General features: G+C 69.3%; 23 protein-coding genes and 1 tRNA gene. 14 read left to right on the top strand and 10 right to left on the bottom strand.

The genetic code is table 11. The annotated features are described in order from the left end of the window. The first annotated feature begins 18 nt into the window (after positions 1-18). Complete coding sequence (rpoN, locus tag M9M90_RS01600; RefSeq protein ID WP_254835416.1) at positions 19-1,509, top strand: RNA polymerase factor sigma-54; 1,491 nt, start codon at positions 19-21, stop codon at positions 1,507-1,509. Between the two features lie 107 nt (positions 1,510-1,616). On the opposite strand, the gene M9M90_RS01605 is transcribed toward rpoN, so the two are convergent. Next, on the bottom strand, positions 1,617-2,666 hold the full coding sequence (locus M9M90_RS01605; RefSeq protein ID WP_254835417.1) for an aspartate-semialdehyde dehydrogenase: 1,050 nt from the start codon (positions 2,664-2,666) through the stop codon (positions 1,617-1,619). A 300-nt stretch (positions 2,667-2,966) separates the two neighbouring features. On the opposite strand from M9M90_RS01605, the gene M9M90_RS01610 reads away from it, so the two are divergent. The 3 genes from M9M90_RS01610 (at position 2,967) to M9M90_RS01620 (ending at position 4,791) form a co-directional block, all read left to right on the top strand. Continuing rightward, entirely contained in the window at positions 2,967-3,587 is a 621-nt protein-coding gene (locus M9M90_RS01610) for an exopolysaccharide biosynthesis protein (protein ID WP_254835418.1), read from the top strand. Between the two features lie 32 nt (positions 3,588-3,619). After that, a complete protein-coding gene (gene hpf, locus M9M90_RS01615) occupies positions 3,620-4,258 on the top strand; it encodes a ribosome hibernation-promoting factor, HPF/YfiA family (RefSeq protein WP_254837198.1) in 639 nt (212 codons plus the stop codon). A 68-nt stretch (positions 4,259-4,326) separates the two neighbouring features. Further along, a complete protein-coding gene (locus tag M9M90_RS01620) occupies positions 4,327-4,791 on the top strand; it encodes a PTS sugar transporter subunit IIA (protein WP_254835419.1) in 465 nt (154 codons plus the stop codon). Positions 4,792-4,840: 49 nt separating this feature from the next. On the opposite strand, the gene M9M90_RS01625 is transcribed toward M9M90_RS01620, so the two are convergent. From M9M90_RS01625 to M9M90_RS01645, 5 genes are all read right to left on the bottom strand, one after another. Continuing rightward, positions 4,841-5,095, bottom strand: a complete 255-nt coding sequence (locus M9M90_RS01625) for a DUF1150 domain-containing protein (protein ID WP_254837199.1) — start codon at positions 5,093-5,095, stop codon at positions 4,841-4,843. A 71-nt stretch (positions 5,096-5,166) separates the two neighbouring features. Continuing rightward, positions 5,167-5,580 carry an Hsp20 family protein gene (locus M9M90_RS01630; protein ID WP_254835420.1) on the bottom strand — a complete coding sequence of 138 codons (414 nt, stop codon included), beginning with the start codon at positions 5,578-5,580 and terminating at the stop codon, positions 5,167-5,169. Positions 5,581-5,675: 95 nt separating this feature from the next. Then, entirely contained in the window at positions 5,676-6,866 is a 1,191-nt protein-coding gene (nhaA, locus tag M9M90_RS01635; protein ID WP_254835421.1) for a Na+/H+ antiporter NhaA, read from the bottom strand. Between the two features lie 168 nt (positions 6,867-7,034). Further along, positions 7,035-7,110: transfer RNA gene (locus M9M90_RS01640), tRNA-Ala, on the bottom strand. A gap of 119 nt (positions 7,111-7,229) precedes the next feature. Further along, entirely contained in the window at positions 7,230-7,697 is a 468-nt protein-coding gene (locus M9M90_RS01645) for a TIGR02300 family protein (RefSeq protein WP_254835422.1), read from the bottom strand. Between the two features lie 119 nt (positions 7,698-7,816). Between M9M90_RS01645 and aroA the strand changes: the two genes are divergently transcribed. The 10 genes from aroA to M9M90_RS01695 all read left to right on the top strand — a co-directional run bounded on the left by aroA (position 7,817) and on the right by M9M90_RS01695 (position 17,926). Next, complete coding sequence (gene aroA, locus M9M90_RS01650) at positions 7,817-9,145, top strand: 3-phosphoshikimate 1-carboxyvinyltransferase (protein WP_254835423.1); 1,329 nt, start codon at positions 7,817-7,819, stop codon at positions 9,143-9,145. Next, on the top strand, positions 9,142-9,792 hold the full coding sequence (gene cmk, locus M9M90_RS01655; RefSeq protein ID WP_254835424.1) for a (d)CMP kinase: 651 nt from the start codon (positions 9,142-9,144) through the stop codon (positions 9,790-9,792). Before aroA ends, cmk begins: the two co-directional genes overlap by 4 nt. Before the next feature lie 132 nt (positions 9,793-9,924). After that, positions 9,925-11,667 carry a 30S ribosomal protein S1 gene (rpsA, locus tag M9M90_RS01660; protein WP_256549224.1) on the top strand — a complete coding sequence of 581 codons (1,743 nt, stop codon included), beginning with the start codon at positions 9,925-9,927 and terminating at the stop codon, positions 11,665-11,667. 336 nt (positions 11,668-12,003) lie between these two features. Further along, on the top strand, positions 12,004-12,288 hold the full coding sequence (locus M9M90_RS01665; protein WP_254835426.1) for an integration host factor subunit beta: 285 nt from the start codon (positions 12,004-12,006) through the stop codon (positions 12,286-12,288). Positions 12,289-12,358: 70 nt separating this feature from the next. Then, positions 12,359-12,769, top strand: coding sequence for a large-conductance mechanosensitive channel protein MscL (gene mscL, locus M9M90_RS01670; protein WP_254835427.1), 411 nt, complete (start codon positions 12,359-12,361; stop codon positions 12,767-12,769). A 59-nt stretch (positions 12,770-12,828) separates the two neighbouring features. Then, on the top strand, positions 12,829-13,473 hold the full coding sequence (locus M9M90_RS01675) for a phosphoribosylanthranilate isomerase (RefSeq protein ID WP_254835428.1): 645 nt from the start codon (positions 12,829-12,831) through the stop codon (positions 13,471-13,473). Between the two features lie 7 nt (positions 13,474-13,480). Beyond that, entirely contained in the window at positions 13,481-14,701 is a 1,221-nt protein-coding gene (gene trpB / locus M9M90_RS01680) for a tryptophan synthase subunit beta (protein WP_254835429.1), read from the top strand. Continuing rightward, on the top strand, positions 14,698-15,531 hold the full coding sequence (trpA, locus tag M9M90_RS01685) for a tryptophan synthase subunit alpha (protein ID WP_254835430.1): 834 nt from the start codon (positions 14,698-14,700) through the stop codon (positions 15,529-15,531). The genes trpB and trpA overlap by 4 nt, the downstream gene beginning before the upstream one ends. A 6-nt stretch (positions 15,532-15,537) precedes the next feature. Further along, positions 15,538-16,470, top strand: a complete 933-nt coding sequence (locus tag M9M90_RS01690; RefSeq protein WP_254835431.1) for an acetyl-CoA carboxylase carboxyltransferase subunit beta — start codon at positions 15,538-15,540, stop codon at positions 16,468-16,470. Positions 16,471-16,606: 136 nt separating this feature from the next. Beyond that, positions 16,607-17,926, top strand: a complete 1,320-nt coding sequence (locus M9M90_RS01695; protein WP_254835432.1) for a folylpolyglutamate synthase/dihydrofolate synthase family protein — start codon at positions 16,607-16,609, stop codon at positions 17,924-17,926. Between the two features lie 151 nt (positions 17,927-18,077). Here the strand turns inward: M9M90_RS01695 and trxA are convergent, their stop codons facing one another. The 4 genes from trxA to M9M90_RS01715 form a co-directional block, all read right to left on the bottom strand. Beyond that, positions 18,078-18,401: a thioredoxin gene (trxA, locus tag M9M90_RS01700; RefSeq protein WP_254835433.1), complete on the bottom strand. Its 324-nt coding sequence runs from the start codon at positions 18,399-18,401 to the stop codon at positions 18,078-18,080. An 81-nt stretch (positions 18,402-18,482) separates the two neighbouring features. Next, entirely contained in the window at positions 18,483-21,956 is a 3,474-nt protein-coding gene (gene addA / locus M9M90_RS01705) for a double-strand break repair helicase AddA (protein WP_254835434.1), read from the bottom strand. After that, on the bottom strand, positions 21,953-24,964 hold the full coding sequence (gene addB / locus M9M90_RS01710) for a double-strand break repair protein AddB (RefSeq protein ID WP_254835435.1): 3,012 nt from the start codon (positions 24,962-24,964) through the stop codon (positions 21,953-21,955). The genes addA and addB overlap by 4 nt, the downstream gene beginning before the upstream one ends. Further along, positions 24,961-25,650, bottom strand: a complete 690-nt coding sequence (locus tag M9M90_RS01715; protein WP_371876945.1) for a nucleotidyltransferase family protein — start codon at positions 25,648-25,650, stop codon at positions 24,961-24,963. The genes addB and M9M90_RS01715 overlap by 4 nt, the downstream gene beginning before the upstream one ends. Position 25,651 lies beyond the last annotated feature (1 nt).

A 25,651-nucleotide genomic window follows, 5' to 3' on the forward strand; every position in this document is an offset into this window, starting at 1 on the left:
TCAGGCCAGGAGGCGGATTTGGCGCTCGGCGCGCGTTTGGAACTTCGGCAAGGCCAGGGGCTGGTCATCACCCCCCAGCTGCAGCAGGCGATCAAGCTGCTGCAATTGTCGAACCTCGAGCTCGAGGCCTATGTCGAGGGCGAGCTCGAACGCAACCCGCTGCTGGCCCGCGACGAGACCGATCACGAGCCCGATCGCGAGGAGGCGCCGCGCGAATCGGACGACTTCTCCACCGACCAGATTCCGGACGGCGGCGCCGAGCCGCACATGGACATCACCCACGACCAGGCCTCGCCCGGCGAGATCGCCACGGGGGATTCCGAAGCCCAGCACGCCGGCGGCGCCATCGACTGGTCCAAGGCCGGTTCGGGCGGGGGCGGCTTCGAGGACGGCGACGATTTCGAGGGCCGGCTGACCAAGGAAAAGACCCTGGGCGAGCATCTGCACGACCAGCTCTCCGTGGCGCGGCTCTCGCCGGCCGAGCTCGCCGTGGCCACCGTACTGATCGATTCGGTCGACGAGGGCGGCTATCTGCGCTGCGACCTGCCCGACGCGGCCGAGCGGCTGGGCTGTGGTCTGCCAATGGTGGAATCGGTGCTGAAGACCCTGCAGGGATTCGAGCCCACCGGCGTCTTCGCCCGCGACGTGCGCGAATGCCTGTTGCTGCAGCTCCAGGAGCTGGACCGCTGCGACCCTGCGATGATGGCCCTGCTGGACAATCTCGAACTGCTGGCCAAGCGCGACATGACCGCCCTGCGCAAGGCCTGCGGCGTCGACGACGAGGACCTGCGCGACATGGTCGCCGAGCTGCGGGCCCTGACCCCCCGGCCGGGCGCGGCCTTCGGCGGCGAACCCTCCCAGCCCGTGGCCCCCGATGTCTCCGTGCGCGAGGGCCAGGCCGGCCTGTGGCACGTGGAGCTCAACACCGACACCCTGCCCAAGCTGCTGGTCGACCAGCGCTACCACGCCCGGGTCTCCGGGGCGGCGCGCACCGACCAGGAGAAGGTCTTCGTGGCCGACTGCATGGCCAGCGCCAATTGGCTCGTGAAGAGCCTCGATCAACGCGCCAAGACGATCCTAAAGGTGGCCTCTGAGATCGTCCGTCAGCAGGACGGCTTCCTGGCCTACGGGGTGGAGCACCTGCGGCCGCTGAACCTCAAGACCGTGGCCGACGCCATCGGCATGCACGAGTCCACCGTCAGCCGGGTGACCTCCAACAAGTACATGGCCACCCCGCGCGGCATGTTCGAGCTGAAGTTCTTCTTCACCTCCTCCATCGCCTCGTCCTCGGGCGGCGAGGCCCATTCGGCCGAGAGCGTGCGCCATAAGATCAAGCAGCTGATCGACGCCGAGCGCACCGACAGCGACGTCCATTCCGACGACGCCATCGTCGACATCCTGAAGGAGACCGGGGTCGACATCGCCCGGCGCACGGTCGCCAAGTACCGCGAGGCCATGCGCATCCCCTCCTCGGTGGAGCGTCGGCGGATGCTCAAGGAAACCGCCTAGGGCGCGGCCCTAAGGGTGGTGGAGAGGCGGCCTCAAGCGCCGAGCCCCGTCTCCCCATCCACCACCAAAGACGGTCACCCTCCCCCATGGATCGGGGAGCAAGCGCCTTAGCGCGCCAAGACCTCCGCGATCTGCACCGCGTTGAGCGCCGCGCCCTTCAGGAGCTGGTCGCCGGCCAGGAAGATCGACAGGGTGCGGCCGGTGGGGTCGGACAGGTCGGTGCGGATGCGGCCGACCGCCACCTCGTCCTGGCCCGAGACCTCGTTGGGCATCGGATAGCGGTTGGCGGCGTGGTCGTTGATCAGCCGCACGCCGGGGGCGTCGGCCAGCCACGCCTCGGCCTGGGAAGGCGTCACCGGGTTCTCGAACTCCACCACCAGCGACATGGAATGGGCTCGCAGAACCGGCACCCGCACGCAGGTGAAGGAGAGCCGCATCTCCGGGGCCGACATGATCTTGCGGATCTCGGCCATGGCCTTCAGCTCCTCGCCATTATAGCCGCTGGCCGGATCGACCTCGGCGTTGTGACTGAACAGGTTGAAGGCGTAGGGGTGCGGCAGGACCTGCGGAGCGTAGGTCTCGCCGGCCAGGTAGGCGGCGGTGGACTGCTCCAGCTCGGCCATGGCCGCGGCGCCGGCGCCCGACGCGGCCTGATAGGTGGCCCCGATCACCCGGACGACCTTGTTGTGCGCGTGCAGCGGCTGCAGGGCCATGACCGCGATGGCGGCCACGCAGTTGGGATTGGCCACGATCGCCGGACGGGAGGCCAGCAGCTCGCCGTTCACCTCCGGCACCACGAGGGCGATGTCGTCCTGCATGCGGAAGGCCGACGAGTTGTCGACCACCAGGCAGCCGGCCGCCGCGGCGATCGGAGCGTACTGGCGGCTGATCCCGCTGGAGGAGGCGAAGATGGCGATGTCCATGCCGGCGAAGCTCGACTCGTCCAGGGCTTCGATGGTGACCTCGCGGCCGTTGTAGCTGACGGTCTTACCCGCCGAACGCGGCGAGGCCAGCAGGCGCAGGTCGCGGACCGGGAACCGGCGGCGTTCCAGGCAGCCGATCACTTCGCCGCCGACGGCGCCGGTGGCGCCTACGACCGCGACATTGAACAGCTTCTGGCCGGCGGGGCGGGCAGGGGCTTCGAGGGTGGACAGCATCAGGTCTCGTCTCCAGTGATGCCGGAGGAGGGGGAGCCTGTCTTCGAAGGAAATCGGCGACCCCGTCCTGGCGGCGGGGTCCTTGGGGGTGCTACGCGGCGTGCGCGCGCCAAACCCCAGGCCCCGCGGGCATGGTGGTTTTAATCGCGCTTTTGATCATCGAACGACGCATGGCCGCGAAATAGTTCGAAGCTGGGCTGCTTGTAAACAGCGCAAAGCAGCGCAAATCCATTTCGTCGCTCGCGCGTTGTGGCTGCGCCACGATCTTGGAGCCGATAGTTGGGAGTCTTGGAAAGCAATATGACGCTGGCCGCCGGCGATCACCGAAAGCCGATCTCCCAGATCCTCCGCGACCTCGGCGAGCAGGAAAGCCTGTCCGTGGGCGAGGTCGTCGACCTGTTCGGCCGCCGGGCGTTCGGCGCGCTGATGTTCGTCTTCTCGATACCCAACCTGCTCCCTCTGCCACCGGGGTCATCCACCCTCCTGGGCGCGCCGCTGCTGCTGCTGTCGCCGCAGGTGGCGCTGGGCATATCCACGCTCTGGCTGCCGCGGATCATCGACGACCGCAAAGTGACGGGCGCCAGCCTCCATGTGGCCTTCAACCGGCTGCTCCCCTGGGTGGAGCGGATCGAGCAGGTTTCACGACCCAGGCTTACCTTCATGTTCGGGCCGGCGGGGGATCGGATCATCGGGGTGATCTGCACCCTGCTGTCTTTCGTGCTGATATTGCCAATCCCGCTGGGCAATCTGTTGCCAGCGCTCACGATTGGCGTGCTGGGCTTCTCCCTGTTCCAGCGGGATGGGGTTTTCGCCTTGCTGGGCTACGCCCTGGCGGCCGTGAGCGGCGCGGTTTTGTTCGTCGCAGCCGACCTGGTGATCGATGGCGTTCGACATCTCGTGAACTGGTTCGGGGCCGCTTGACACCAACCGCGCGGAGGCGCGTTGTTCTTCACATGCAAGTCCTTGTTTCCGGCAAGCATGTCGCCGTCGGGGAGGCCCTGCGCGAGCGGGTCACCGACGAAATCACCGGTTCTATCGGCAAATACTTCGATCGCGGCGGCGCCGCGGACGTGGTCGTCAGCCGAGAGGGCCATTCCTTCAGAGTCGACTGCGCGGTGAAGCTGGCCTCAGGCCAAGCCCTGCAAAGTCATGGCCTGGGCGGAGACGCCCACGGGGCCTTCGACGCCGCCCTGGCCAAGATGGAGACTCGCATCCGGCGCTATAAGCGCCGGTTGAAGAGCCACTCCGCCGCGGCCTCCGCCCGCCAGGCGGAGACCGCCTCCTATTTCGTGATCCGAGCGCCCGAGGGCGACGAGGACATGGACTGGGACGAAGGCGAAACGCCGCAGTCCGCCCATACGCCGCCATCGGGAATGGTTATCGCGGAAACGGAAAGGCCCGTTCGCGAGATGACCGTTTCCAGCGCGGTCATGGAGTTGGACTTGACGGAGTCTCAGACAATCGTGTTTAGGAACGCCGCTCACGGCGGCTTGTCCGTCGTGTACCGCCGGCCTGACGGGAATATCGGCTGGATCGACCCTGAACGCACGAAATCCGTGAATGGGAATGCGCTGAACGGAGCCGGGGTCTAGGACCCCGGACTTCCGGCGTTCCGATCCCGGGGTGTGGTCGGGGCCATTTTGTTTGGGCGTCACACGTTATGCAGATTGGCGATATCCTGGACCGCGCCGCGATCGCGGCGCGAGCCTCCGCGCCGAACAAGCGCCAAGTCCTGGCTCTGGTGGCTGAGGTCGCGTCCCGCAACTTCGGCATCGACGCCGGGGTGATCCTCGACGCTCTGGCTGATCGCGAGCTCGCGGGCTCCACCGGAGTGGGCTACGGCGTCGCCGCGCCGCACGCGCGGCTGGAAGGCCTCACCCGCATGCGCGGCGTGTTCATCCGCCTCGACACCCCGGTGGACTTTGATGCTGTGGACGACCAGCCGGTGGATCTGATCTTCGCGCTGTTCGCCCCGCCGAACGCCTCGACCGAGCACCTGCGGGCGCTCGCGCGGGTCTCGCGCCTGCTGCGCCAGGGCGACCTGCGCGATCATCTGCGCAAGGCGCGCACGCCCGACGCCATCCATGCCTTGCTTGTGCAGGAGCGGCCGTCCGCGGCCGCGTGAATGCGCTCAAGTCCCCGCCTCGCGGCGGGGATGAGCGGCGCCCAACGACCTAGTGGACCGAGACCGGCGCCAGTTCGTGGGCAAGGGCGGCGGCGACGGCGGATTCCTTGTCGGTCAGCACAGCCAGACGTTCGCCGTCAGCCCGGTGGACCGCGTAGAGGGTCTGGTTGGGATCGAGATCGAAGCCCTGGATCTGGGCCGCTGGGGTCGAGGCGATGATCTCGGCGGCCTTGATCGGCCGGACATAGACGAGATCGGGTCCGCCAAGAGCGGCAAAAGCTTCGGTCGTAAGATTCGGCGTCATCATGACCACCTCCGTAAAACTCAACGCATCCGACGACCGCAGGTTCAGCCGATCGTCCTAGCTGGGCTGGATTATCCGCCGGTGCGGATGGGAATCCTCTGAACCAGCCGTTCAGGTTCCGGTCGGGTTAGGTCGATATGAAGCAGGCCGTGCTCCAGCAGGGCGCCCTCCACCATCATGCCGTCGGCGAGGACGAAATTGCGGATGAAGCCCCGCGCCGCGATGCCGCGATGCAGATAGGCCTCCTCGCCCGCGCCTTCGCGCTTGCCGGCCACGATCAGCTGGCGGTCCTCCACCGTCACGTGGAGCTGGTCGGGCGTGAACCCGGCCACGGCCAAGGTGATGCGCAGGGCCCCGTCGCCGCGATCCTCCACGTTGTAGGGGGGATAGCTCTCGGCCGCGGCCTTGGCCGCACGCTCGATCAGGCTACGGGTGTGATCGAAGCCCAGCAGGAAAGGGCTGTCGAATACGATCGACCGATTCATTCCAGAGTCCTCGCTCCAAGCGACTCCCCGGAACCTCGCCCGCAATCGGCGCGACGCCCCGGTTAGGCCCTATCTGGTGCGTCGGCCCACCGATTTCAACGGCTCGCGGTCGGTGTCTGCTCACGCTTGGCTCCCGCCAGCACCGCCGAGCCCGCCAGACCCGCAAGCCCCGAACCGGCCAGCACGCCTAGCTTCACCGCGTCCTGCAGTTCCGGCGCCTTGAACGCCAGCAGACCGATGAACAGGCTCATGGTGAAGCCGATCCCGCAAAGCAACGAGACGCCGTAGACCTGCCGCCAGGTGGCGTGAGCCGGCAGGTCGGCGAGGTTCAGCCGAACCACGATCCAGGACGCGGCGAAAACCCCGATCTGCTTGCCGAGGAAGAGGCCGGCGGCGACGCCGAGCGGGACCGGCGCGGCGAGCGCCGAGAGGCTCATGCCCGCGAAGGAAACGCCGGCGTTGGCGAAACCGAAGATCGGCACCACGAGGAAGGCCACCCACGGCGCGATCGCGTGCTCCAGCCGATGCAAGGCAGAGTCCCGGGCTTCCGGTGCGGCGGGCGTGGCGCGCATGGGTATGGTGAGGGCCAGCGCCACCCCGGCAAGCGTCGCATGCACCCCGGACTTGAGCACCAGCCACCAGAGCACCGCCCCCAGGGCCAGATAAGGCGTCAGTCGCGTCACCTTGAGCCGGTTCAAGGCGATCAGGCCGCCCAGCGTCAGGGCCGACAGGCCGAGGAACACGGGAGACAGGTCGTCGGTGTAGAAGAAGGCGATGATCAGCACCGCCCCCAGGTCATCCAGGATCGCCAGGGCCGCGAGAAAGACCTTGAGCGAAATCGGCACGCGCTTGCCGAGCAGCGACAGCACGCCCAAGGCGAAGGCGATGTCTGTGGCCGCGGGGATCGCCCAGCCGCGAAGGGTTTCCGGCGATCCGGCGTTGATCCCCACGTAGATCAGGGCTGGGACGATCATGCCTCCGACAGCGGCGAAGCCGGGGAGGGCGCGGCGCGACCAGGTGGAGAGCTCCCCGTCGAGCATCTCGCGTTTGATCTCCAGTCCCACCAGCAGGAAGAAGATCGCCATCAGGCCGTCGTTGATCCAGTGCAGCAGGTCCAGCCCGGCGAGCGGCATGTGCAGGGTCGAAAAGTAGGCCTCGGCCAAGGGCGAGTTGGCGACGACGAGGGCGGCGGCGGCTGTCGCCATCAGCACCAGCCCCCCCGCTGACTCGCTGCGCAGGAAGTCCCGGAGCATCGAGGCGGCGCGCGGTCGTATCGGAACGGTCATCCGGAGTGGCTACCGCGACGGTCCAGCTCAGCGCAAAGGAAAGCGGCGACGGTCATAGCGATGTGAACGCAGACCTGCCGTCGGACTTGTCATGGTGGTGGCTTGGATCGTGATCCGAAGCCCGCGCCGGAAAAGGCGAAGGCCCGCAGCTTTCACTGCGGGCCTCCATGGTGGAGCTAAGCGGAGTCGAACCGCTGACCTCTTGAATGCCATTCAAGCGCTCTACCAGCTGAGCTATAGCCCCGAGGTCTCGGGTCTCTGGCGGGGTCCCCGCCGAAGAGGCGCGGAACCTAGTCTGAGAGTTTGGCGCGATCAACCCGCCCGGAAGGCTTTTTTTCCGGGCGGGTTGTCGCGCCTGAAATCCTAGCGGTCGTCGTCGCCCTCGCCGGGCAGACCTTCGATTTCGGTGTCGTCGAAATCGTCCTCGTCCTCGTCTTCCAGGAACGGCACGTCGGCGTCGTCCTCGTCCTCGAGGTCGTCGTCCTCGGTGAACTCCGAGAGCTGGTCTTCCGGCGCGGCGTCAGGCGCCTCGTCGTCGTCGTCGGAGATCAGGGGAACGTCGGCCACCGCCTCGTCGAGTTCGGGGGTGACGACTTCGTCCTCCTCTTCCTCGTCTTCAGCCTCGGCCTTGGCGCGGACTTGATCTTCGGCCTCCTCGGCGTCGTGATCGACCGGCGCGGCGCGGGCGCGGACACGGCGATTACGGACGGCTTCGTCAGGGTCGAATTCGTGGTCGCACTTGGGGCAGTGAGCCGGGCGACGGGTCAGGTCGTAGAATTTCGCTTGGCAGTTGGGGCAAAGCTGTTTTGCACCCAGTTCGGGATTGGCCAAGGGCGGGCCTCTGGACAGGGGTTCAAATGAAGCCGGCTCCCTTGCCACGCGCGGACGGCGCTGTCAAAAGCAAACCCCTTTTCCGAAACCCGCAAGACTCCGAGGAGCTTGGCATTCCTATGACGTCGGCAGGACTGACCGCGCATCGCGGCGGCCCGCTGCGGGGCCGCGTGCGCGCCCCAGGCGACAAGTCGATCTCCCACCGGGCGCTCATCCTGGGCGCCCTGGCGCAAGGCGTCACCGAGATCGAGGGGCTTCTGGAAGGCGACGACGTTCTGCGCACCGCCCAGGCGATGCGGGCGTTCGGCGCCAGCGTCGAACGGCTGGGCGACGGACGCTGGCGGGTCGAGGGGCAGGGCGGCTTCTCCGAACCGTCGGACATCATCGACTGCGGCAACGCCGGCACCGGGGTGCGGCTGATCATGGGCGCCGCCGCCGGTTTCGATCTGGCGGTGACCTTCACCGGCGACGCCTCCCTCCGCGGCCGGCCGATGAACCGGGTGATGAAGCCCCTGATCGAGATGGGCGCGCGGTTCTCGGGCCGCTCCGGCGGCCGGCTGCCGCTCACCCTGCAGGGCGGGCGCCTGAAGGCGATCACCTACCGACTGCCCGAGCCCTCGGCCCAGGTGAAATCGGCGGTGCTGCTGGCCGGCCTGCACGCCGACGGCGGGGCCAGGGTGATCGAGCCCGAGCCGACCCGCGACCACACCGAGCGCATGCTGCGAGCCTTCGGGGTCGTAGTCGATGTCGAGGACCGGGACGGCGAGCGTCATATCGGCCTGGCCGGCGGCCAGGTGCTGACGGGGACGAAGATCCGGGTTCCGGGCGACCCGTCCTCGGCCGCCTTTCCCCTGGTGGCGGCCCTGATCACCCCGGGCTCGGAGGTGACGGTGGAGGGCGTGCTGCTGAACGAGCTGCGCACCGGCCTCTTCACCACCCTGATCGATATGGGCGCCGACCTGACCATCGCGAACCGCCGCGACGAGGGCGGCGAGCCGGTGGGCGACGTCACCGCCCGCCACTCGGCCCTGCGCGGTGTCGAGGTGCCGCCCGAACGGGCGCCCTCGATGATCGACGAGTATCCGATCCTGGCCGTGGCCGCGGCCTATGCCGACGGTCCGACCCACATGCGCGGCATCGGCGAGATGCGGGTCAAGGAGAGCGACCGCATCGCCCTCATGGCCGCGGGCCTGGCCGCCTGCGGCATCGGGGTCGAGGAAGAGCCGGAGGGGCTGATCGTGGTCGGCTCGGCGCGCGGCAACCATCCGGCCGCCGGCGGGGCCCACGTGGTCACGCATGGCGACCACCGGATCGCGATGAGCCACCTGGTCATGGGCTTCGCCGCCGAGGGTGCGGTCAGCGTCGACGAGCCGGGCATGATCGCCACCAGCTTCCCCGGCTTCGTCGAGATGATGCGCGGCCTGGGCGGAACCCTGGAGGAGGCGTGAGCGAGCCCTTCGTCATCGCCGTCGACGGGCCGGCCGCCTCAGGGAAGGGCACGATCGCGCACCGCCTGGGCGAGGCCTACGACATGCCGGTTCTGGATTCCGGCCTGCTCTACCGGGCGGTGGGCGTGCTCGCGGCGCGAAAGGGCATCGACTTCGACGCGGTCGCCGAGGTGACCGCCGTGGCCCGGGCCCTGACCGCCGATGTGCTGGGCGACCCCGCGTTCCGCACCCGCGAGGCGGGCGAGGCCGCCAGCCGCGTGGCGATCCACACCCCGGTGCGCCTGGCCTTGCGCGAGATGCAGCAGGCCTTCGCCCGTCGGCCGGGCGGGGCGGTGATCGACGGGCGCGACATCGGCACCGTCATCGCGCCCGAGGCGCCGGCCAAGCTCTATGTCACCGCCGCGCCCGAGGTCCGGGCCGGGCGCCGCTGGAAGCAGCTGAAGGTCCAGGGCGAGGCGGTCACCTTCGAGGAAATCCTCGACGACATCCGCAAGCGCGACGCCCGCGACGGCGGCCGCGCCGACTCGCCGATGCGGCCCGCGGACGACGCCGTCTTGCTGGACACCAGCGAAATGACTATAGAGCAGGCCACCGATGCGGCCCGCCGTATCGTCGAGGCGGCGCGAGCCCGCTGGGAGCGATCCTAGTCCGGCAATCCAACCGCGCCTTTCCCTCGCACGGCCGCGGGCAAATCACCGGCGTGAGTCATCACGCTATCGGTCGCAACCCTTAACCCGACACGGGGACTCCGTTCCGAACGCTTCGGCGTCGCGGACCCAATGTCATTTGAAGAACGAAAGACCAAAATGGCTGACGATATGAGCCTCAACCCCACCCGCGACGACTTTTCCGCCCTGCTCGACGAGTCGATGGGCGGCCGTGACTTCATGGAAGGCACGGTGGTCAAGGGGATCGTCGTGGGGATCGAGAAGGACTTCGCGATCATCGACGTCGGTCTGAAGACCGAAGGCCGGGTGTCGGTGAAGGAATTCGGCGTCGACGAGGACGGCAAGTCGCCGATCAGCATCGGCGCGACCGTCGAGGTCTTCCTCGAGCGCGTCGAGAACGCCATGGGCGAAGCGGTCATCAGCCGCGACAAGGCCCGCCGCGAGGAGGCCTGGACGCGCCTCGAAGGCGTCTACGAGAAGAACGAGCCGGTGATGGGCGCCATCGTCGGCCGCGTGAAGGGCGGCTTCACCGTCGACCTGGGCGGCGCCTCGGCCTTCCTGCCGGGCAGCCAAGTCGACATCCGCCCCGTGCGCGACGTCGGCCCGCTGATGGGCAAGGAACAGCCCTTCGCCATCCTCAAGATGGACAGGCCTCGTGGAAACATCGTCGTTTCCCGCCGCGCGATCCTGGAAGAAGCCCGCGCCGAACAGCGCACCGAGCTGGTCTCCCAGCTGCAAGAGGGCGAAATCCGCGAAGGCGTGGTCAAGAACATCACCGACTACGGCGCGTTCGTGGACCTGGGCGGCATCGACGGCCTGCTGCACGTCACCGACATGAGCTGGAAGCGCGTCAACCACCCGAGCCAGGTGCTCGCGGTCGGCGACACGGTGAAGGTCCAGATCGTCAAGATCAACCCGGACACCCAGCGCATCAGCCTCGGCATGAAGCAGCTGCAGTCCGACCCGTGGGACGGCGTGGAAGCCAAGTATCCGGTGGGCGCGAAGTTCACCGGCCGGATCACCAACATCACCGACTACGGCGCCTTCGTGGAGCTGGAAGCCGGGGTCGAGGGCCTGGTCCACGTCTCGGAAATGTCCTGGACCAAGAAGAACGTCCACCCCGGCAAGATCGTCTCCACCAGCCAGGAAGTCGACGTGGTCGTTCTGGACGTCGATCCGTCCAAGCGCCGCGTGTCCCTGGGCCTCAAGCAGGCTATGGACAACCCGTGGGACGCCTTCGTCGCCGCCCATCCGGTCGGATCGACGGTCGAGGGCGAGGTCAAGAACGCCACCGAATTCGGTCTGTTCATCGGCCTCGAGAACGACATCGACGGCATGGTGCACCTGAGCGATCTCGACTGGACCGTGTCGGGTGAAGAGGCCATCGCCAAGTACAACAAGGGCGATGTGGTCAAGGCGCGCGTCCTTGACGTCGACGTCGAGAAGGAACGCATCTCGCTGGGCATCAAGCAGCTGGCCGGCGACCCGATGCAGGGCGACACCTACCGCACCAAGCAGACCGTCACCGTCACCGTCACCGAGATCACGACCGGTGGCATCGAGGTGAAGTTCGGCGACGAAGAAGCCCCGATGACGGCCTTCATTCGTAAGTCGGACCTCAGCCGCGACCGTGCCGACCAGCGCCCCGAGCGCTTCGCCGTGGGCGACCGCGTCGACGCGCAGATCTCCAGCATCGACAAGGCCGCGCGCCGCGTGGCTCTGTCGATCAAGGCTCTGGAGATGGTCGAGGAGAAGGAAGCCATCGAGAAGTTCGGGTCCTCGGACTCCGGCGCCTCGCTGGGCGACATCCTGGGCGCGGCCCTTCGCGAGAAGGCCGGCACCACCAAAGAGTAGGCCACGCGTCCCTCCGGGGATCGAAGCTGGGCGGCGGATCGGGAAACCGGTCCGCCGCCTTCTCTTTTTTCGGGGTCGGGCGCCCCGTACTGCAATTCTGAGTAGAATTTGCCCAGCAGCGTACGTCCGGTGGGGTTTTTCCGAAAACCGGTCGTGGAGGAGTGGCGATCATCGGCTAAACCCGGATTGCGCCTTGAACATCCAACGGGACTCGACCATGGTCCCGCTCGCTCCCGAGCATTACCGTGGTTTTTGAGTTCGACCGCTAAGGCGATGCTCTTGTTGAACTTTCGAAAGGCCGTGGCTCCCACGCGGCTCGGGGATTCGGAAATAGGCATGATCAAGTCGGAACTGATCGCCAGGCTCGCCGAAGAGAATCCGCACCTGACGCAGCGCGATATCGAGCGCGTGGTCGGGGTGATCCTCGAACGCATGATCAAGGCGCTGGAAACGGACGGCCGGGTCGAACTGCGCGGCTTCGGCGCCCTGTCGGTCCGCTCGCGCGAAGCCCGCGCCGGCCGCAATCCGCGCACCGGCGAGGCCGTCGAGGTGCGCGCCAAGCACGTCCCCTTCTTCAAGAGCGGCAAGGAGCTGCGAGAGCGGCTCAACGCCGACGAGTAGGCCACGCAAGGTTGACCTGCGGCGTCCGATAGGCCGATCCTCCGACTTCAGGGTTCAGGAGGGTCCGACCATGAGCACGTTCTCGGAGTTCCGCGAGTTCATCGCGCGGGGCAATGTCGTCGACCTGGCGGTGGGCGTCATCATAGGCGCCAGCTTCGGCAAGATCGTCGCCAGCCTAGTGGACCAGGTGATCATGCCCCCCATCGGCCTGGCCCTGGGTGGGTTCGACTTCGCCAAGCTGCAGTGGGTACTCAAGCCGGACGATCCCGCCACCGTCGCCAGCGAGCTGGTGTCGATCCAGTATGGCGCGTTCCTCAACACGCTCGTCCAGTTCGTGATCGTGGCCTGGGTCATCTTCCTGCTGGTCAAGGCGGTGAACGCCATGCGGCGGGAGCAGGCGGCCGCGCCCGAGGCGGACGCGGCGCCCACCCCCAGCGAGGCCCTGCTGACCGAGATCCGCGACCTGCTGAAGTCGCGCTAGGAGACCTCGTTTCCGGCAGGCCCTTGCGGCGGGGCCGCCGAAGCCCCTATTCGGGCGCCATGAGCGTGACCGCGAAGATCTGTGGCCTGACTACCCCCCAGACCGTGACGGCCGCCCTGGACGGCGGCGCGTCGCATCTGGGCTTCATGTTTTTCGCCAAGAGCCCGCGGAACATCGAACCCGAGATGGCCGCGCGCCTGACGCCGCCGGCGCGGGCAAAGAACGCCAAGATCGTCGCGGTGACCGTCGATCCCGACGACGCCCTGGTCGAGCAGCTGGCCGCGACGCTCAAGCCCGACTTCATCCAGCTGCACGGCAAGGAGACCCCCGCTCGCGCCCGCCAGGTGGCGCTGCGCTCGGGCGCCGGCGTGATCAAGGTGATCTCGGTCTCGAGCGCCCACGACATCGACACGGCCCGGCCCTACGAGAGTGTCGTCGACCACCTGATGTTCGACGCGAAGCCGCCCAGCGACCATCCGCTGCCGGGCGGCGCGGGGGCGCGGTTCGACTGGACCCTGCTCGCCGGGCGCAGGTTCGAGCGGCCCTGGTTCCTCGCCGGGGGCCTGGATCCCTGGAACGTGGGCGAGGCCGTGCGGCTGTCCGGCGCGCCGCTGGTGGACGTTTCCTCTGGCGTGGAGCGCGGTCCCGGACTAAAGGACCCGGCCTTGATCGTGGCCTTCCTTGACGCCGTCCGTCGCGCCTGAGGTTCTCTTGAACGCGCCTTTGACCCCCAACGACTACACCGCCTACCCGGACGCCGCCGGCCGGTTCGGGGACTATGGCGGGCGCTATGTGCCCGAGACCCTGATGCCGCTGGTTCACGACCTGGACGCGGCCTACTCGGCGGCCAAGGTCGACCCGGCCTTCCAGGGCGAACTGAAGAGCTTCCTCAAGCACTATGTGGGCCGCCCCAGCCCGCTCTATTTCGCCGAGCGCCTGACGCAGCACTATGGCGGGGCGAAGATCTATCTGAAGCGCGAGGAGCTGAACCACACCGGCGCGCACAAGATCAACAACTGCATGGGCCAGATTCTGCTGGCCATGAAGATGGGTAAGACCCGGATCATCGCCGAGACCGGCGCCGGCCAGCACGGGGTGGCCACGGCCACCGTCTGCGCCCGGTTCGGCCTGCCCTGCGTGGTCTATATGGGCGCGGTGGACGTGGAGCGGCAGAAGCCCAACGTCTTCCGCATGAACCTGCTGGGCGCCAAGGTCGAGCCGGTGACTTCCGGATCGGCGACCCTCAAGGACGCCATGAACGAGGCCCTGCGCGACTGGGTCACCAATGTCCACGACACCTATTACCTGATCGGCTCGGCGGCCGGGCCGCACCCCTATCCGCTCATGGTCCGCGACTTCCAGGCGGTGATCGGAATCGAGGCCCGGCAGCAGATCCTGGAGATGGAGGGCCGCCTTCCCGACGCCCTGGTCGCCTGCGTCGGCGGCGGCTCCAACGCCATCGGCCTGTTCCACCCGTTCCTCAACGACGAGTCGGTGAAACTCTTCGGGGTCGAGGCCTCCGGCCAGGGCCTGGACACCGAGCGCCACGCCGCGGCGATCAACGGCGGACGCCCGGGCGTCCTGCACGGCAACAAGACCTATCTGCTGCAGGACAGGGAAGGCCAGATCACCGAGGCCCACTCCATCTCGGCCGGGCTCGACTATCCCGGCATCGGGCCGGAGCATTCCTGGCTGCACGACGTGGGCCGGGCCAAGTACCTGACCTGCACCGACGCCGAGGCCCTGGCGGCGTTCCAGCTGCTCGCCGAGCTTGAAGGCATCCTCCCAGCTATCGAGTCGGCGCATGCCCTGGCCCGCCTGCCCGAGATCTGCGCCGAGGTGGGCAAGGACGGCATCGTGGTGCTCAACCTTTCCGGCCGCGGCGACAAGGACGTCGAGACCGTCGCCGCCCATCTGGGACGCCAGATTTGACCAAAGCCCGTATCGAGGCCCGCTTCGCCCAGCTCAAGGCGGAGAACCGGGCGGCCTTCGTCCCCTATGTCATGGCCGGCGATCCCGACGCCGCCACCGCCGCGGCGATCCTGAAGGCCCTGCCGGGCGCCGGCGCGGACCTGATCGAGGTGGGCTTCCCGTTCTCCGATCCCATGGCCGAGGGGCCGCCGATCCAGCGCGCCGCCCAGCGGGCGCTGGCGAACGGCATGACCTTGAAGGGCGTGCTGGCCGCGGTGGCGCAGTTCCGCAAGGGCGACGACACGACGCCCGTGATCCTGATGGGCTACGCCAATCCGCTGATCGGCTGGGGCTTTCCGGCCTTCGCCCGCGACATGGCCGCCGCCGGGGTCGACGGCCTGATCGTCGTCGACATCCCGCCGGAAGAAGCCGATCCCCTGGCCGACGCGCTCGACGCGGAGAACCTGTCCCTGATCCGGCTGGCCACGCCGACTACCGACGATGCGCGACTGCCCATCGTCGTGCGCCGCACCTCGGGCTTCGTCTATTACGTGTCCGTCGCCGGGGTGACGGGGGTGAAGGAAGCCGACGCCGACACCGTGGCGCCCCATGTGGCCCGGGTCCGCGCCGCCTCCGGCCTGCCGGTGGCGGTGGGCTTCGGCATCAAGACGCCGGAGCGCGCCGGAGCGATCGCCAAGGTCGCCGACGCCGTGGTGGTGGGTTCCGCGCTGGTTGACGAGGTCGCTTTCGCCTTGGCAATGAACGAATCTGTGACCGGGCGGGTGCTTTCCAAAGTCGAATCCTTGGCTAAGGCTGTGCGCTCCGCGCGAGTCGAAAGCCTCACGGTGTAGAACCCCATGGCGATGGCTGAACAGCGAAACGACAAGCCCGGCAAGGGCGGTCCCCAGGGGCCCCGCGAGCGACGCGGATGGCTGGCCAAGATCGCGCCCGGCGTGCGCAATCTGGTGGCCAAGCGCGAGACCCCCGAGAATCTCTGGGTGAAGTGCCCCGACACCGGGGAAATGATCTATCGCTCGGACCTGGAGGCCGCCCTTTGGGTGACCCCCTCCGGCAGTCACATGCGGATCGGCGCCGATCAGCGCCTGCGCTACACCTTTGACGACGGGGTCTATGAGAAGCTGGCGGCGCCTACGGGCGTGGTCGACGACCCGCTGAAGTTCCCCGACGTGCGCCCCTACATGGAACGGCTGAAGGCCGCCCGGAAGACCATCGGGTCGCAGGACGCCATGACCAGCGCCTACGGGACCATCAAGGGTCAGGGCGCGGTAGTCTCGGTGCAGGACTTCGCCTTCATGGGCGGTTCGCTGGGCATCGGGGTGGGCGAGGCCTTCATCAAGGCCGCCCAGGAAGCCGTGCGCCGCGAGGTCCCCTATGTGATCTTCACCGCCGCCGGCGGGGCGCGGATGCAGGAGGGCACGCTGGCCCTGATGCAGATGGCGCGCACGACCCTGGCGCTGAACGAGGTCAAGGCCGCGGGCCTGCCCTATATCGTGGTGCTCACCGACCCGACCACGGGCGGGGTCACGGCGTCGTACGCCATGCTGGGCGACATCCACCTGGCCGAGCCCAACGCCATGATCGCCTTCGCCGGCCGCCGGGTGATCGAGCAGACGATCCGCGAGACCCTGCCGGTGGGCTTCCAGCGCGCCGAGTTCCTGGTGGAGCGCGGCATGGTCGACCGAGTGGTCACCCGCGCCGAACTGCCCCAGGTCCTGGGCTCCCTGCTCAAGACCCTGATGATGGGACGCGCGCGTTCGAAAGCGGCCTGATTTCCATAGATGCTCCCCCTTTGGGGGAGCTGTCAGCGAAGCTGACTGAGGGGGACTTTGACTCTCAACGCTGCGGCGGCTGCGGCCCCCTCCACCACTTCGTGGTCCCCCTCCCCCAGCGGGGGAGGATTTAGAAATGTATGATCCGATCCGCGCCTCGGACGAGGTGATCCTGCGGCTGCGCGCACATCATCCGTCGCTGATCGACCTGACCACAGGGCGGGTGGAGCGCCTGCTCGCCGCCCTGGGAAACCCCGAGAAGCGCCTGCCGCCGGTGATCCACGTGGCCGGCACCAATGGCAAGGGTTCGACCGTGGCCTATCTGCGGGCCATCGGCGAGGCCGCGGGTCTGAGGGTCCACGCCATCACCTCGCCGCACCTGGTCCGCTTCGCCGAGCGCATCCGCCTGGCCGGGACCCTGATCACCGACGCACAGCTTTCGGACCTGATCGACCGGGTCGAGGCCGCCAACGCCGGAGAACCGATCAGCTTCTTCGAGATCACCACGGTCCTGGCCCTACAGGCCTTCGCCGAGACCCCGGCCGACCTCTGCATCGTCGAGGTGGGCCTTGGCGGCCGGTTCGACGCCACTAACATCTTCGACGCACCGGCGGTCAGCGTGATCACCCCGGTGGACTATGACCACCTGGAGATGCTGGGGCCGGAGCTGACCAAGATCGCCTGGGAGAAGGCTGGGATCATCAAGGCGGGCCGCCCAGCTGTCGTCGCGCGCCAGATCGAGGAGGGCGAGGCGGTGATCCTCGCGGAGGCCGAGGCGCTCGGCGCCCCGGTCACCCTGATGGGCCGCGACTTCGACGCCTGGGAGGAGCGCGGCCGGCTACTGGTGCAGATGGAGGACCGGCTATACGACCTGCCGCCGCCCAGCCTGTTCGGCGGCTACCAGTTCGCCAACGCCGGCCTGGCCGTGGCCGCGGCGCTTGCCCTGGGCGATCCACGCATCGACGAGGCGGCGCTGGCCAAGGGGGTCGCCTCGGCGGTCTGGCCGGCGCGGTTCCAGCGCCTGACCGATGGACCGATGGCCAAGTTGGCCGATGAGCGCGGGGCCGATCTCTGGTTGGACGGCGGCCACAATCCCCATGCGGGCCGGGCGCTGGCCGAGGCGGCCGGCCGGCTGGTCGCCCGCGATCCGCGTCCCCTGGTGCTGGTGGCCGCGATGTTCGCCCGCAAGGACGCCCTGGGCTTCTTCCAGCCCTTCGCGGGGCTCAATCCCAAGGTCTTCACCACGACGTTCGACTCGCCCAATGCAGCGGACGCGGGCGAACTCGCCGCCGCGGCCAGAGCCGCCGGGCTGGAGGCCGAGGTGGTCCTGGATGTGGAGGCGGGGCTGCGGCGGGCGCTGGAAGGCTCCGGCCCAGCGCCGCATGTCCTGATCTGCGGCGGGCTGCACTTCGCCGGCGAGGTCCTGGCGATGAGCCCGGAGACGTGGCCGAGCTAGGTCTCTTCCAGATCCTCCCCTCATGGGGGAGGTGGCGCGTCGCCCTCTTCGGCGACGTGACGGAGGGGGTTGAAGCGCTCGAAAGCGAGTCAAAGTCCCCCTCAGTCAGCTTCGCTGACAGCTCCCCCAGAGGGGGAGCATCTGGAGGTCCCTAGACCCCCGCCTCGCTCAGCCAGTCCAGGATCTTCTGCTTGGGCATGGCGCCGACCTTCATGGAGGCCATCTGGCCGTCCTTGAACAGCATCATGGTGGGGATGCCGCGCACGCCGTAGCGCGAGGGCGTGGTGGGCGAATCCTCGATGTTCAGCTTGGCCACGGTCACCTGTCCGCCGAGTTCGGTGGCGATCTGCTCCAGGGCCGGCGCGATCTGCTTGCAGGGACCGCACCACTCCGCCCAGAAATCCACCAGCACGGGGCCGGAAGCTTGCAGGACGTCCTTGTCGAAGGACTCGTCGGTGACCGTCACGGTGCTCATGAAAAGCTCCTCATTGCGCGGCTTTGGGAACGCCCAGCCGCGACTCTCGATCCAGCCATGTAGGCGGCGTCACACCCGGTATCAACCGGAGCGGCCCAGCTGAGCAAGGGACAAGGCCAACACGTTTTCTGGAACCACCATCAGTTTCGGACCATCGGTCCAGACCAGGGCGGCCTCGATGTCCTTGCCGGGGAAGACTTCCGCCAGCACAGCGGCATAGACAGCCATCTGGGTGAGATAGGCGGGGTCGGCGTCCTCGATACGGTCCGGGGAGGGGCGGTTGGTCTTGAAATCGACCGCCAGCACCCGGTCGGGCAGCACCACCAGCCGGTCGACGCGTCCGGAAATCGTCAGACCGTCGGGCAGGGCCTTGGCGGAGCCGGCTACCGAGACCTCGGCCCGACTTCCAGGCCCGAACACCTCGGCGAAGGCGCCGTCGGTCAGGACGGCCAGGGCTGCGGCGGTCATCTCGGCCCGCTGCTCCCCGGTAAGGTCGCGCTCGCGGGCCAGAATGCGGCGGGCGGCGTCGGGACGCCCGGCTAGCGCCAAGTCGGGCAGGATCTGCAGCAGGCGGTGGATCAGGTCGCCGCGCCGGAAACGGCCCAGCCCGCCCTGGGCCGCCAGGGGCGAGGCGGCGGGGGCCGCCACGTCCTCTCCGAGCTGCGAGGGCGAGGCGTAGCGGGCATAGGCCTCGGCCCTGGCCGGTTCGGCGGTCCAGGCGGGGATGGGGTGGGCGGGCGCGACATCGGCGGTCGCCGCGCCCATGGGCGTGGGATCGTCGCCGAAGCGCAGGATATCCATGCCGCCCGACCGGACATGGCGCTTGCGCGGCGAGACCTCGGCGTGTTCGAAGGCCGCGGTGAGCGCCCCCCACCAGCCCTTGAGGTTCTCCTCCTTGGCGTTGGCCGCCACCCGGCCGCACAGCACCAGCCGGTCGCGGGCGCGGGTGAGGGCCACATAGAGCAGGCGGTAGGCCTCGTCCTCCTCCTTGCCGGCCCGCCATTCGCGGGCCTTGGCGGAGGCTTCGCAGTCGGACCCCTTGGCGGCGCTCCACAGGAATCCGCCCTGCTCGGTGGGCATCAGGGGCGAGCCCCGCGCGCCGCGCGCCAGCGTGGTCTCGGGCAGGAACACGATGGGAGCCTCCAGGCCTTTGGCGCCGTGGGCGGTCATCACCCGGACCTCGTCGCGGCCGGCCTCCATCTCGCGCTTGACCACGATGTCGAGGCTGGCGAAGGCCGCGGCCAGGCTCTCCAGGTCGTCGACCCCGCGGCTCTCGGCGGCCAGGACCTGGGCCAGGAACTCGTCCAGCGCGTCCTCGGCCTCACTCCCCAGGCGTCGCAGCAGGCGCTGGCGCATGGAGCGGCCGTCGGCGCCGCGTGACCCCAGCAGGCCGGCGTAGAATTCGAAGGGCCGCCGCCGGGGGCCCTGTGTGCGGAGATCGTCAAGCAGGGCGTGGGCCTCGGCCCAGGCCGGATGTTCCGCCGCCCGCGCCGCCAAGGTGGCCCACAGCCCCACCGCGCGGCCCTTGGCCAGGGCGTAGAGGCTGTCGTCGTCGAGGCCGCAGAACGGGCTCTTCAGCAGGGCGGCCAGGGTCAGTTCATCGGCAGGGAACTGCACGAAGCGAGCCACGGCCAGCAGGTCGTCAAAGACGATGTGCTCGGAGAGCGCCAGCCGGTCGGCCCCGGCCACCGGGACCCCGCGGCGCTTCAGCGCCCGCAGGATCTCCTCGAACAGCGCCTTGCGCCGCCGCACCAGGATCAGCACGTCGCCGGCCTTAGCCGGCCGCCAGACCTTGGCGTCCTTGTCCCAGACGCGGTCGCCGCGAGCCAGCAGGGCGGAAATCTCGGCGGCGATCTTGCCAGCCAGCCGCTTGTTGGCGCTGCCCTCGGCTTCCTCGTCCAGCGGCGCGTCCCACGCCAGGCGGTCGTCGCTGGGAATCTCGCGCTCCAGGGGCCAGAGGTCGACGCAGCCGGCATGGTCGCGGCGCACCGCCTCGTGGCGGATCAGCTCGGCCTCAAGCCGCGGCAGGATCGCCTGGGAGAGCTCGGCTGGCGCGAAGGCCGCGTCGACGAAGCCGAGCACCTCCGGCGTCGAGCGCCAGGAGGTCAGCAGGTCCACCCGCTCGAACCGGTAACCTGCGCCCGTGGCGCGATTGCGGTGGAACTCGAACTCCTGGATCAGCAGCTCGGGCCGCGCGCCCTGGAAGGAGTAGATCGACTGCTTCTCGTCGCCGACCACGAACATGTTGCGGCGGCGATCGGCCGTCACGCCGTCGCCGGAGAAGAATTCCTCGGTCAGGGCCCGGACGATCTCCCACTGCTCGGGGGCGGTGTCCTGGGCCTCGTCCACAAGGATGTGATCGATGCCGCCGTCCAGCTTGTAGAGCACCCAGGCCGCCATCGGCCGCGAGGCGACGAGGTCGCGGGTCTTCTCGATGAGGTCGGAGAAGTCCAGCGCCCCGGAGAAGGTCTTCTCCAGCCGGTAGGCCTCCAGATAGGCGTGGGCCAGGATCAGGGCGGCCTTGGTGTCCAAGGCGACCTGGGCGGCGCGCAGGCGTTCGCGCAGTTCGGCCAGGCGGTCCTGTTCCAGCAGCAGAAAGCTGCGCAGATCCTCGCGCGACTTCAGGCCGCTGGTCTTGGCCACCCAGGCCGCGGGCGTTCCCTGGCCCTTTTCGGTGAAGAGCGCGCCCAGGCAGTCGGCGATCGTCGCCGCAGGGTTTCGGGCAATCATGCGGAGCTGGTCGGCGCACTTCTGGTCGGTCTTGCCGCCATTGGCGAGGACCTCGGCGCAGGCGATCCAGGCGCGCTGGTCCAGGCCATCCATGGCCTCGGCTTCCAGAGTCTCGGGATCGATCTCCGCATCGAAGCCACAGACCCGCCAGACGTCGGCCACCGCGCCCTCGAGCCCGCCCTCGCGATCCAAATAGGCCGCCAGCCGGCCCCGGCCGCTCTCGAAGGCCGCGAACATCGCCTGGAAGGCCCCGAAGTCCAGGGCCACCGAGAAGCGGGCATAGGCCTCGGCGACCAGGCCCTCGCCGCGCAGGGCGTGACGGGCGACGGCCTTGCGAGCCGCCGCGGCGATGGTGGCCGAGGCCGCGTCGTCCATCACCCGGAAGCCCGGCGAGACGCCCGCCTCCAGCGGGAACCGCCGCAGCAGCTTTTCGCAGAAGGCGTGGATGGTCTGGATTTTCAGGCCGCCCGGAGTCTCTAGGGCGCGGGCGAACAGGGCCCGGGCCGAGGAGAGGCCGCGGTGGTCGTAGTCCTGGGGTTCGCGACCCTCCAGCTCGGCCAGAGCCTTGCGCAGGGCGGCGTCGTCGCAGACGGACCAGCCGCCCAGCAGCTCGTACAGCCTGCGCTGCATCTCGGCGGCGGCAGCCTTGGTGTAGGTGACGCAGAGGATGGTCTCGGGCTCGGCGCCGGCCAGCAGCAGGCGCGCGACCCGGTCGATCAGGGTCTTGGTCTTGCCCGAACCGGCGTTGGCGGTGACGAAGGCCGAGAGGCCCGGATCGGCGGCCAGGCGCTGCGGATCGGGTTTCGGGACGAGCGTCAGGCTCACTCGCCTTCCTCCTCGCCGCTGGTCGACCACTCGAACACCCGCGCCAAGTGGTCGTAGTCGCTCATGTGCAGTTTCACGAACTGCGGGGCGATGCGCGAGACGTAGCGGCGACCCTCGTCGAACTGGCCGATCAACCGGGCCAGGCCCTCATAGGCGTTGGCGGCGGCGAGCGCGCTCTCGTCGCCGGGCAGGGCGCGAACCTCCTCGCGGCCGGCGGGCTTGCGGCCGGTGATCTCCAGATAGGTCAGCTCTCCGGGTTCGGGATGGCCCAGGCCTTTGAAGCCGCCCGCCTGCAGGATCGCCGCGGTCAGGGTGAGCTGCGGCGAGAAGCCGGTCTCCACCACCTTCTTCGAGGGCGCCTTGCCGGTCTTGTAGTCGAGGATGTGGCCGAAGCCCTGGGGGTCGATCTCGATTCGGTCGGCCTTGGCGGTGACGGTGAACGGCCCGCCCGGCAGGGGCAAGGTCAGTTCGCCGCTCTTCTCCACATAGATGGCGCGGCCGTCGGCGCGGCGGCGCTGCTCCAGCTCGGCCACCCAGGCGGCCGCCTCGCGGGCCAGGGCGGCTTCCCGCGCCAGCGCCTCATGCGGCATGCCTGCGGCCTCCAGTTCGGCCAGGTAGAGGGCTTCGAAAATGTCGGCGGCGTCGTCCGGAAGCTGGGTGGGATGGTCGGTCGCGAAGCGCTCGAAGGCCGCATGGATCGCCGTGCCGCGGGCGCGGGCCTCCACCGCCTCGTCGGGGCGGTCCAACAGGTAGAGCTTCAGGATGTCGCGCGCCCACACCGAATAGGGGTCGCGGGTCAGGGCCTCGATGCGGGTCACCGCCATCCGCCGCGGGCGGTCGGCCAGGGGCGGATCGGGCGCTGGGCGGCTGGCGGGCCTGTACTCGTCGGCGGCGTCCAGCGCCCGGGCCCAGGCCAGGACCTCGGGGCGTCCGGGCAGGTCGATCCCGGCGCCGCGCGCCAGGGTCTCCAGCCGCCACAGCCAGCGCGACTTCACCGCCGGCGCGCCCTCGCGGCGCTCGGAATGCAGCAGGATCACCTCTGGGGCGCACGCGGCCTGGGCGAAGTCGTGCGCGGCCAGGCCCACCCTGCGCTCCGGCGGCGGCAGGCCCAGCTGCTTGCGCATGGGCCGTGACAGGAAGGGGTCGAGCGGCGCGCCCTGGGGCCAGACCCCCTCCTCCAGCCCCGCCACAATCAGCCGGTCGGCGCGGGTCAAGCGGGCCTCGATGGCCCCCAGGATGCGCAGGCGCGGATGGGTGGCGCCGCCGGTGCGCACGCTCTCCCCGGCCATCAGCCGGGTCAGCAGGTCGGCGAAGCCGCGCGGGCTGGTGTGGGGCAGGCCCTCGGACTCGTTCATCAGCCCCGAGAGCAGGCGCGCCAGGGCCTCGCCGCCGTGGCCGGCCCACAGATCATCGCCGGTCTCGCCCTGGGCCAGGGACTCCATGGCGTGGGCCAGGCGGCGCGCGATCTCCGATGGCGGGCGCGCCTCGTCGGCTGGGTCGCGGAACAGCTCGCGCAGGCGACGCGCCAGGACCAGGGCTTGGTCGACGTCCTGGAATTTCGGGTCCTCCCGACGGCGTCCGAGCTGGGCTTCCAGGGCGTCCCAGGTGGTCTTGCGCGGGCCGCGCAGGGCGGCGAGCTCCAGGGCCGTGCGCTGGCGTTCCAGGCTCTCGCCGTCAAGGCCCAGGCGCACCAGGGGATGCTTGAGGATGGCCAGCAGCACGATGGGGTCGAGGGGATCGACCAGGGCCTTGGCCACGAGGCCGGCCAGTACGCCGCAGGAACAGCCCGACAACGCCCAGCCGGCCGAGGAGTCGGCGGCCACGCCCCAGCGGGCCAGCTTGGCGGCGACCCGCCGCGCCAGGGTCTGGTCCGGCGCCACCAGGGCGGCGGTCTTGCCCGGCGTCTCCAGGACCTCGCGCAGCAGCAGGGCGGCGACCGTGGCGGCCTCGTCCTCGGCGCGGGCGGTGACCACGGAAAAGCCCTTCAGCCCCTCGACGACCGGATCGATTCTCTCCTCGGCGGCCTCGCTGCGCAGGGTCTCGATCACGCTCAGCCAGTCGGCGGTGCGCTCCGGGGGGCGCAGGGCCTCGTTGACCACCCGCAGCCGCCAGCGGCCCCGAGATTGGAAGCTGGCCGAAGCCGGCCAGTCGGCCACGTCCTCGCGCGTGACCCCGGCGCGGTCCAGCAGGCGCTTCATGGCCCCCTGCGGATGCTGCTCGCCGACCTCGACCCAGGCCTCCTTGGCCAGGTTGCGATCCAGGCCTGGCAGCACCACCGCGCCCTGGGGCAGCTCGGCGATGACCCGCAGCAGGTCGGCGGTGGCTGGGGCGGTGCCGGTGGAGCCCGCGGCGATCAGCACCCCCTGGGGCGGATGGAAGGTCCAGGTCTCGGCCAGCTTGCGCAGGAGGGCCACCCGGCGGCGCGTGACGTCCACCAGCCCCATGGTTTCAAGCCGCTTCGGCCACTCGGTGAGCGCGGTCTGCAGGAAATCGCGGCTGACCTTCCAGTGCTCGGCCAGCTCCCCCAACACCAGGTCGGCCAGGCCGTCGCCTTCGACCTCCTCGATCTGCAGGCTGTCGAGGAAGCCGCCCAGGGCGTCGGCCAGCTCCAGGGCGGCCGCGGCGTCCAGGTCGCGATTGAGCTTGGCCTCGTGCTGCTTGACCAGCCGGGTCAGCTCGAAGCGCCGCTGCAGGGCTCCGATGGCGGCGGGCAGGTCCAGGGCCAGGTCGCCGGGTTCGAAGGGGGGCTCCCCCTCGTCCAGGTCGCCTAGGGGCCGGATCTGCGGCGGCAGCACTGCGCGCCCGCCGCCGGCCGCGATGAAGGCGTCGGCCAGCGCCCGGGCGCCGCGCCGGGTCGGGGTCAGGACCACCGCCTGGGACAGGGCCTCGGGCCCGAGGTGGCTCAGGGTGTCGAACAGGCCCTGGGCCAGGTCGTGGACAAAGGGGCGGTAGGCCGGGATCGTGAACCAGCGCGGGGCCGGGCCGGTGAAGAGCCCGGAGGCGCTCACGTCAGTCTCGCCTCGGCTTCGTCGCGCGCGGCGGGGTCGCCCACGTGCATCCAGAAGGCGTCCATGGCGACGCCGAAGATGCGCCCGGTCTTCTGCAGCCGCCACCACACCGGCAGGATGGAAAAGGCGCCGTCGGGCTCCTCGTCCAGCAGGCCGGGCTTCATGATCTGGAAGCCGATATTGGCGAAGGGCGCGGGGTTGGCGTCGTCGGCGGAATGGGTGACCCGTCCGTCGGGGTCCAGGAAGAAGCCGCGGGGCCCCTCGAAGCCGATCCCCTGGCCCTTGGGGACCAGCAGCATCAGGATGTCCATGCGCGCCGGGTCCCAGGCGGCCTTCATCAGCTCCAGCGGCGGCGTGGTCCCGTCGATCCACAGGCTGTCGATATTGGCCACGAACACCGGCTCGTCGCCCAGGATCGCCCGCGCCGCTTTGATTCCCCCGCCGGAGTCCAGCAGGGCGGCGCGCTCGTCGGAGATCACCACGTGGGGCCGCGTGCGCCCCGCAAGGTGGGCCTCCATCTGTTCGGCGAAGTGATGGACGTTGACCACGGCGGTCTCGACCCCGGCCTGCGCCAGGCGGTCCAGCACGTGGTCGATCAGCGCCCTGCCGGCCACCTCGACCAGGGCCTTCGGCCGGTGGTCGGTGAGCGGCTTCATCCGGGTGCCCAGGCCCGCGGCCAGCACCATG

Source organism: Phenylobacterium sp. LH3H17 (assembly GCF_024298925.1).
In the GTDB taxonomy this organism is placed as follows: domain Bacteria; phylum Pseudomonadota; class Alphaproteobacteria; order Caulobacterales; family Caulobacteraceae; genus Phenylobacterium.

What these genes read in the sequence shown, in the direction of transcription:
- M9M90_RS01605 (WP_254835417.1), bottom strand. Translation starts at nt 2,666, where the DNA reads ATGCTGTCCACCCTCGAAGCCCCTGCCCGCCCCGCCGGCCAGAAGCTG.
- M9M90_RS01610 (WP_254835418.1), top strand. Translation starts at nt 2,967, where the DNA reads ATGACGCTGGCCGCCGGCGATCACCGAAAGCCGATCTCCCAGATCCTC.
- hpf (WP_254837198.1), top strand. Translation starts at nt 3,620, where the DNA reads ATGCAAGTCCTTGTTTCCGGCAAGCATGTCGCCGTCGGGGAGGCCCTG.
- M9M90_RS01620 (WP_254835419.1), top strand. Translation starts at nt 4,327, where the DNA reads ATGCAGATTGGCGATATCCTGGACCGCGCCGCGATCGCGGCGCGAGCC.
- M9M90_RS01625 (WP_254837199.1), bottom strand. Translation starts at nt 5,095, where the DNA reads ATGACGCCGAATCTTACGACCGAAGCTTTTGCCGCTCTTGGCGGACCC.
- M9M90_RS01630 (WP_254835420.1), bottom strand. Translation starts at nt 5,580, where the DNA reads ATGAATCGGTCGATCGTATTCGACAGCCCTTTCCTGCTGGGCTTCGAT.
- nhaA (WP_254835421.1), bottom strand. Translation starts at nt 6,866, where the DNA reads ATGACCGTTCCGATACGACCGCGCGCCGCCTCGATGCTCCGGGACTTC.
- aroA (WP_254835423.1), top strand. Translation starts at nt 7,817, where the DNA reads ATGACGTCGGCAGGACTGACCGCGCATCGCGGCGGCCCGCTGCGGGGC.
- rpsA (WP_256549224.1), top strand. Translation starts at nt 9,925, where the DNA reads ATGTCATTTGAAGAACGAAAGACCAAAATGGCTGACGATATGAGCCTC.
- M9M90_RS01665 (WP_254835426.1), top strand. Translation starts at nt 12,004, where the DNA reads ATGATCAAGTCGGAACTGATCGCCAGGCTCGCCGAAGAGAATCCGCAC.
- mscL (WP_254835427.1), top strand. Translation starts at nt 12,359, where the DNA reads ATGAGCACGTTCTCGGAGTTCCGCGAGTTCATCGCGCGGGGCAATGTC.
- M9M90_RS01675 (WP_254835428.1), top strand. Translation starts at nt 12,829, where the DNA reads ATGAGCGTGACCGCGAAGATCTGTGGCCTGACTACCCCCCAGACCGTG.
- M9M90_RS01690 (WP_254835431.1), top strand. Translation starts at nt 15,538, where the DNA reads ATGGCGATGGCTGAACAGCGAAACGACAAGCCCGGCAAGGGCGGTCCC.
- M9M90_RS01695 (WP_254835432.1), top strand. Translation starts at nt 16,607, where the DNA reads ATGTATGATCCGATCCGCGCCTCGGACGAGGTGATCCTGCGGCTGCGC.
- trxA (WP_254835433.1), bottom strand. Translation starts at nt 18,401, where the DNA reads ATGAGCACCGTGACGGTCACCGACGAGTCCTTCGACAAGGACGTCCTG.
- M9M90_RS01715 (WP_371876945.1), bottom strand. Translation starts at nt 25,650, where the DNA reads ATGGTGCTGGCCGCGGGCCTGGGCACCCGGATGAAGCCGCTCACCGAC.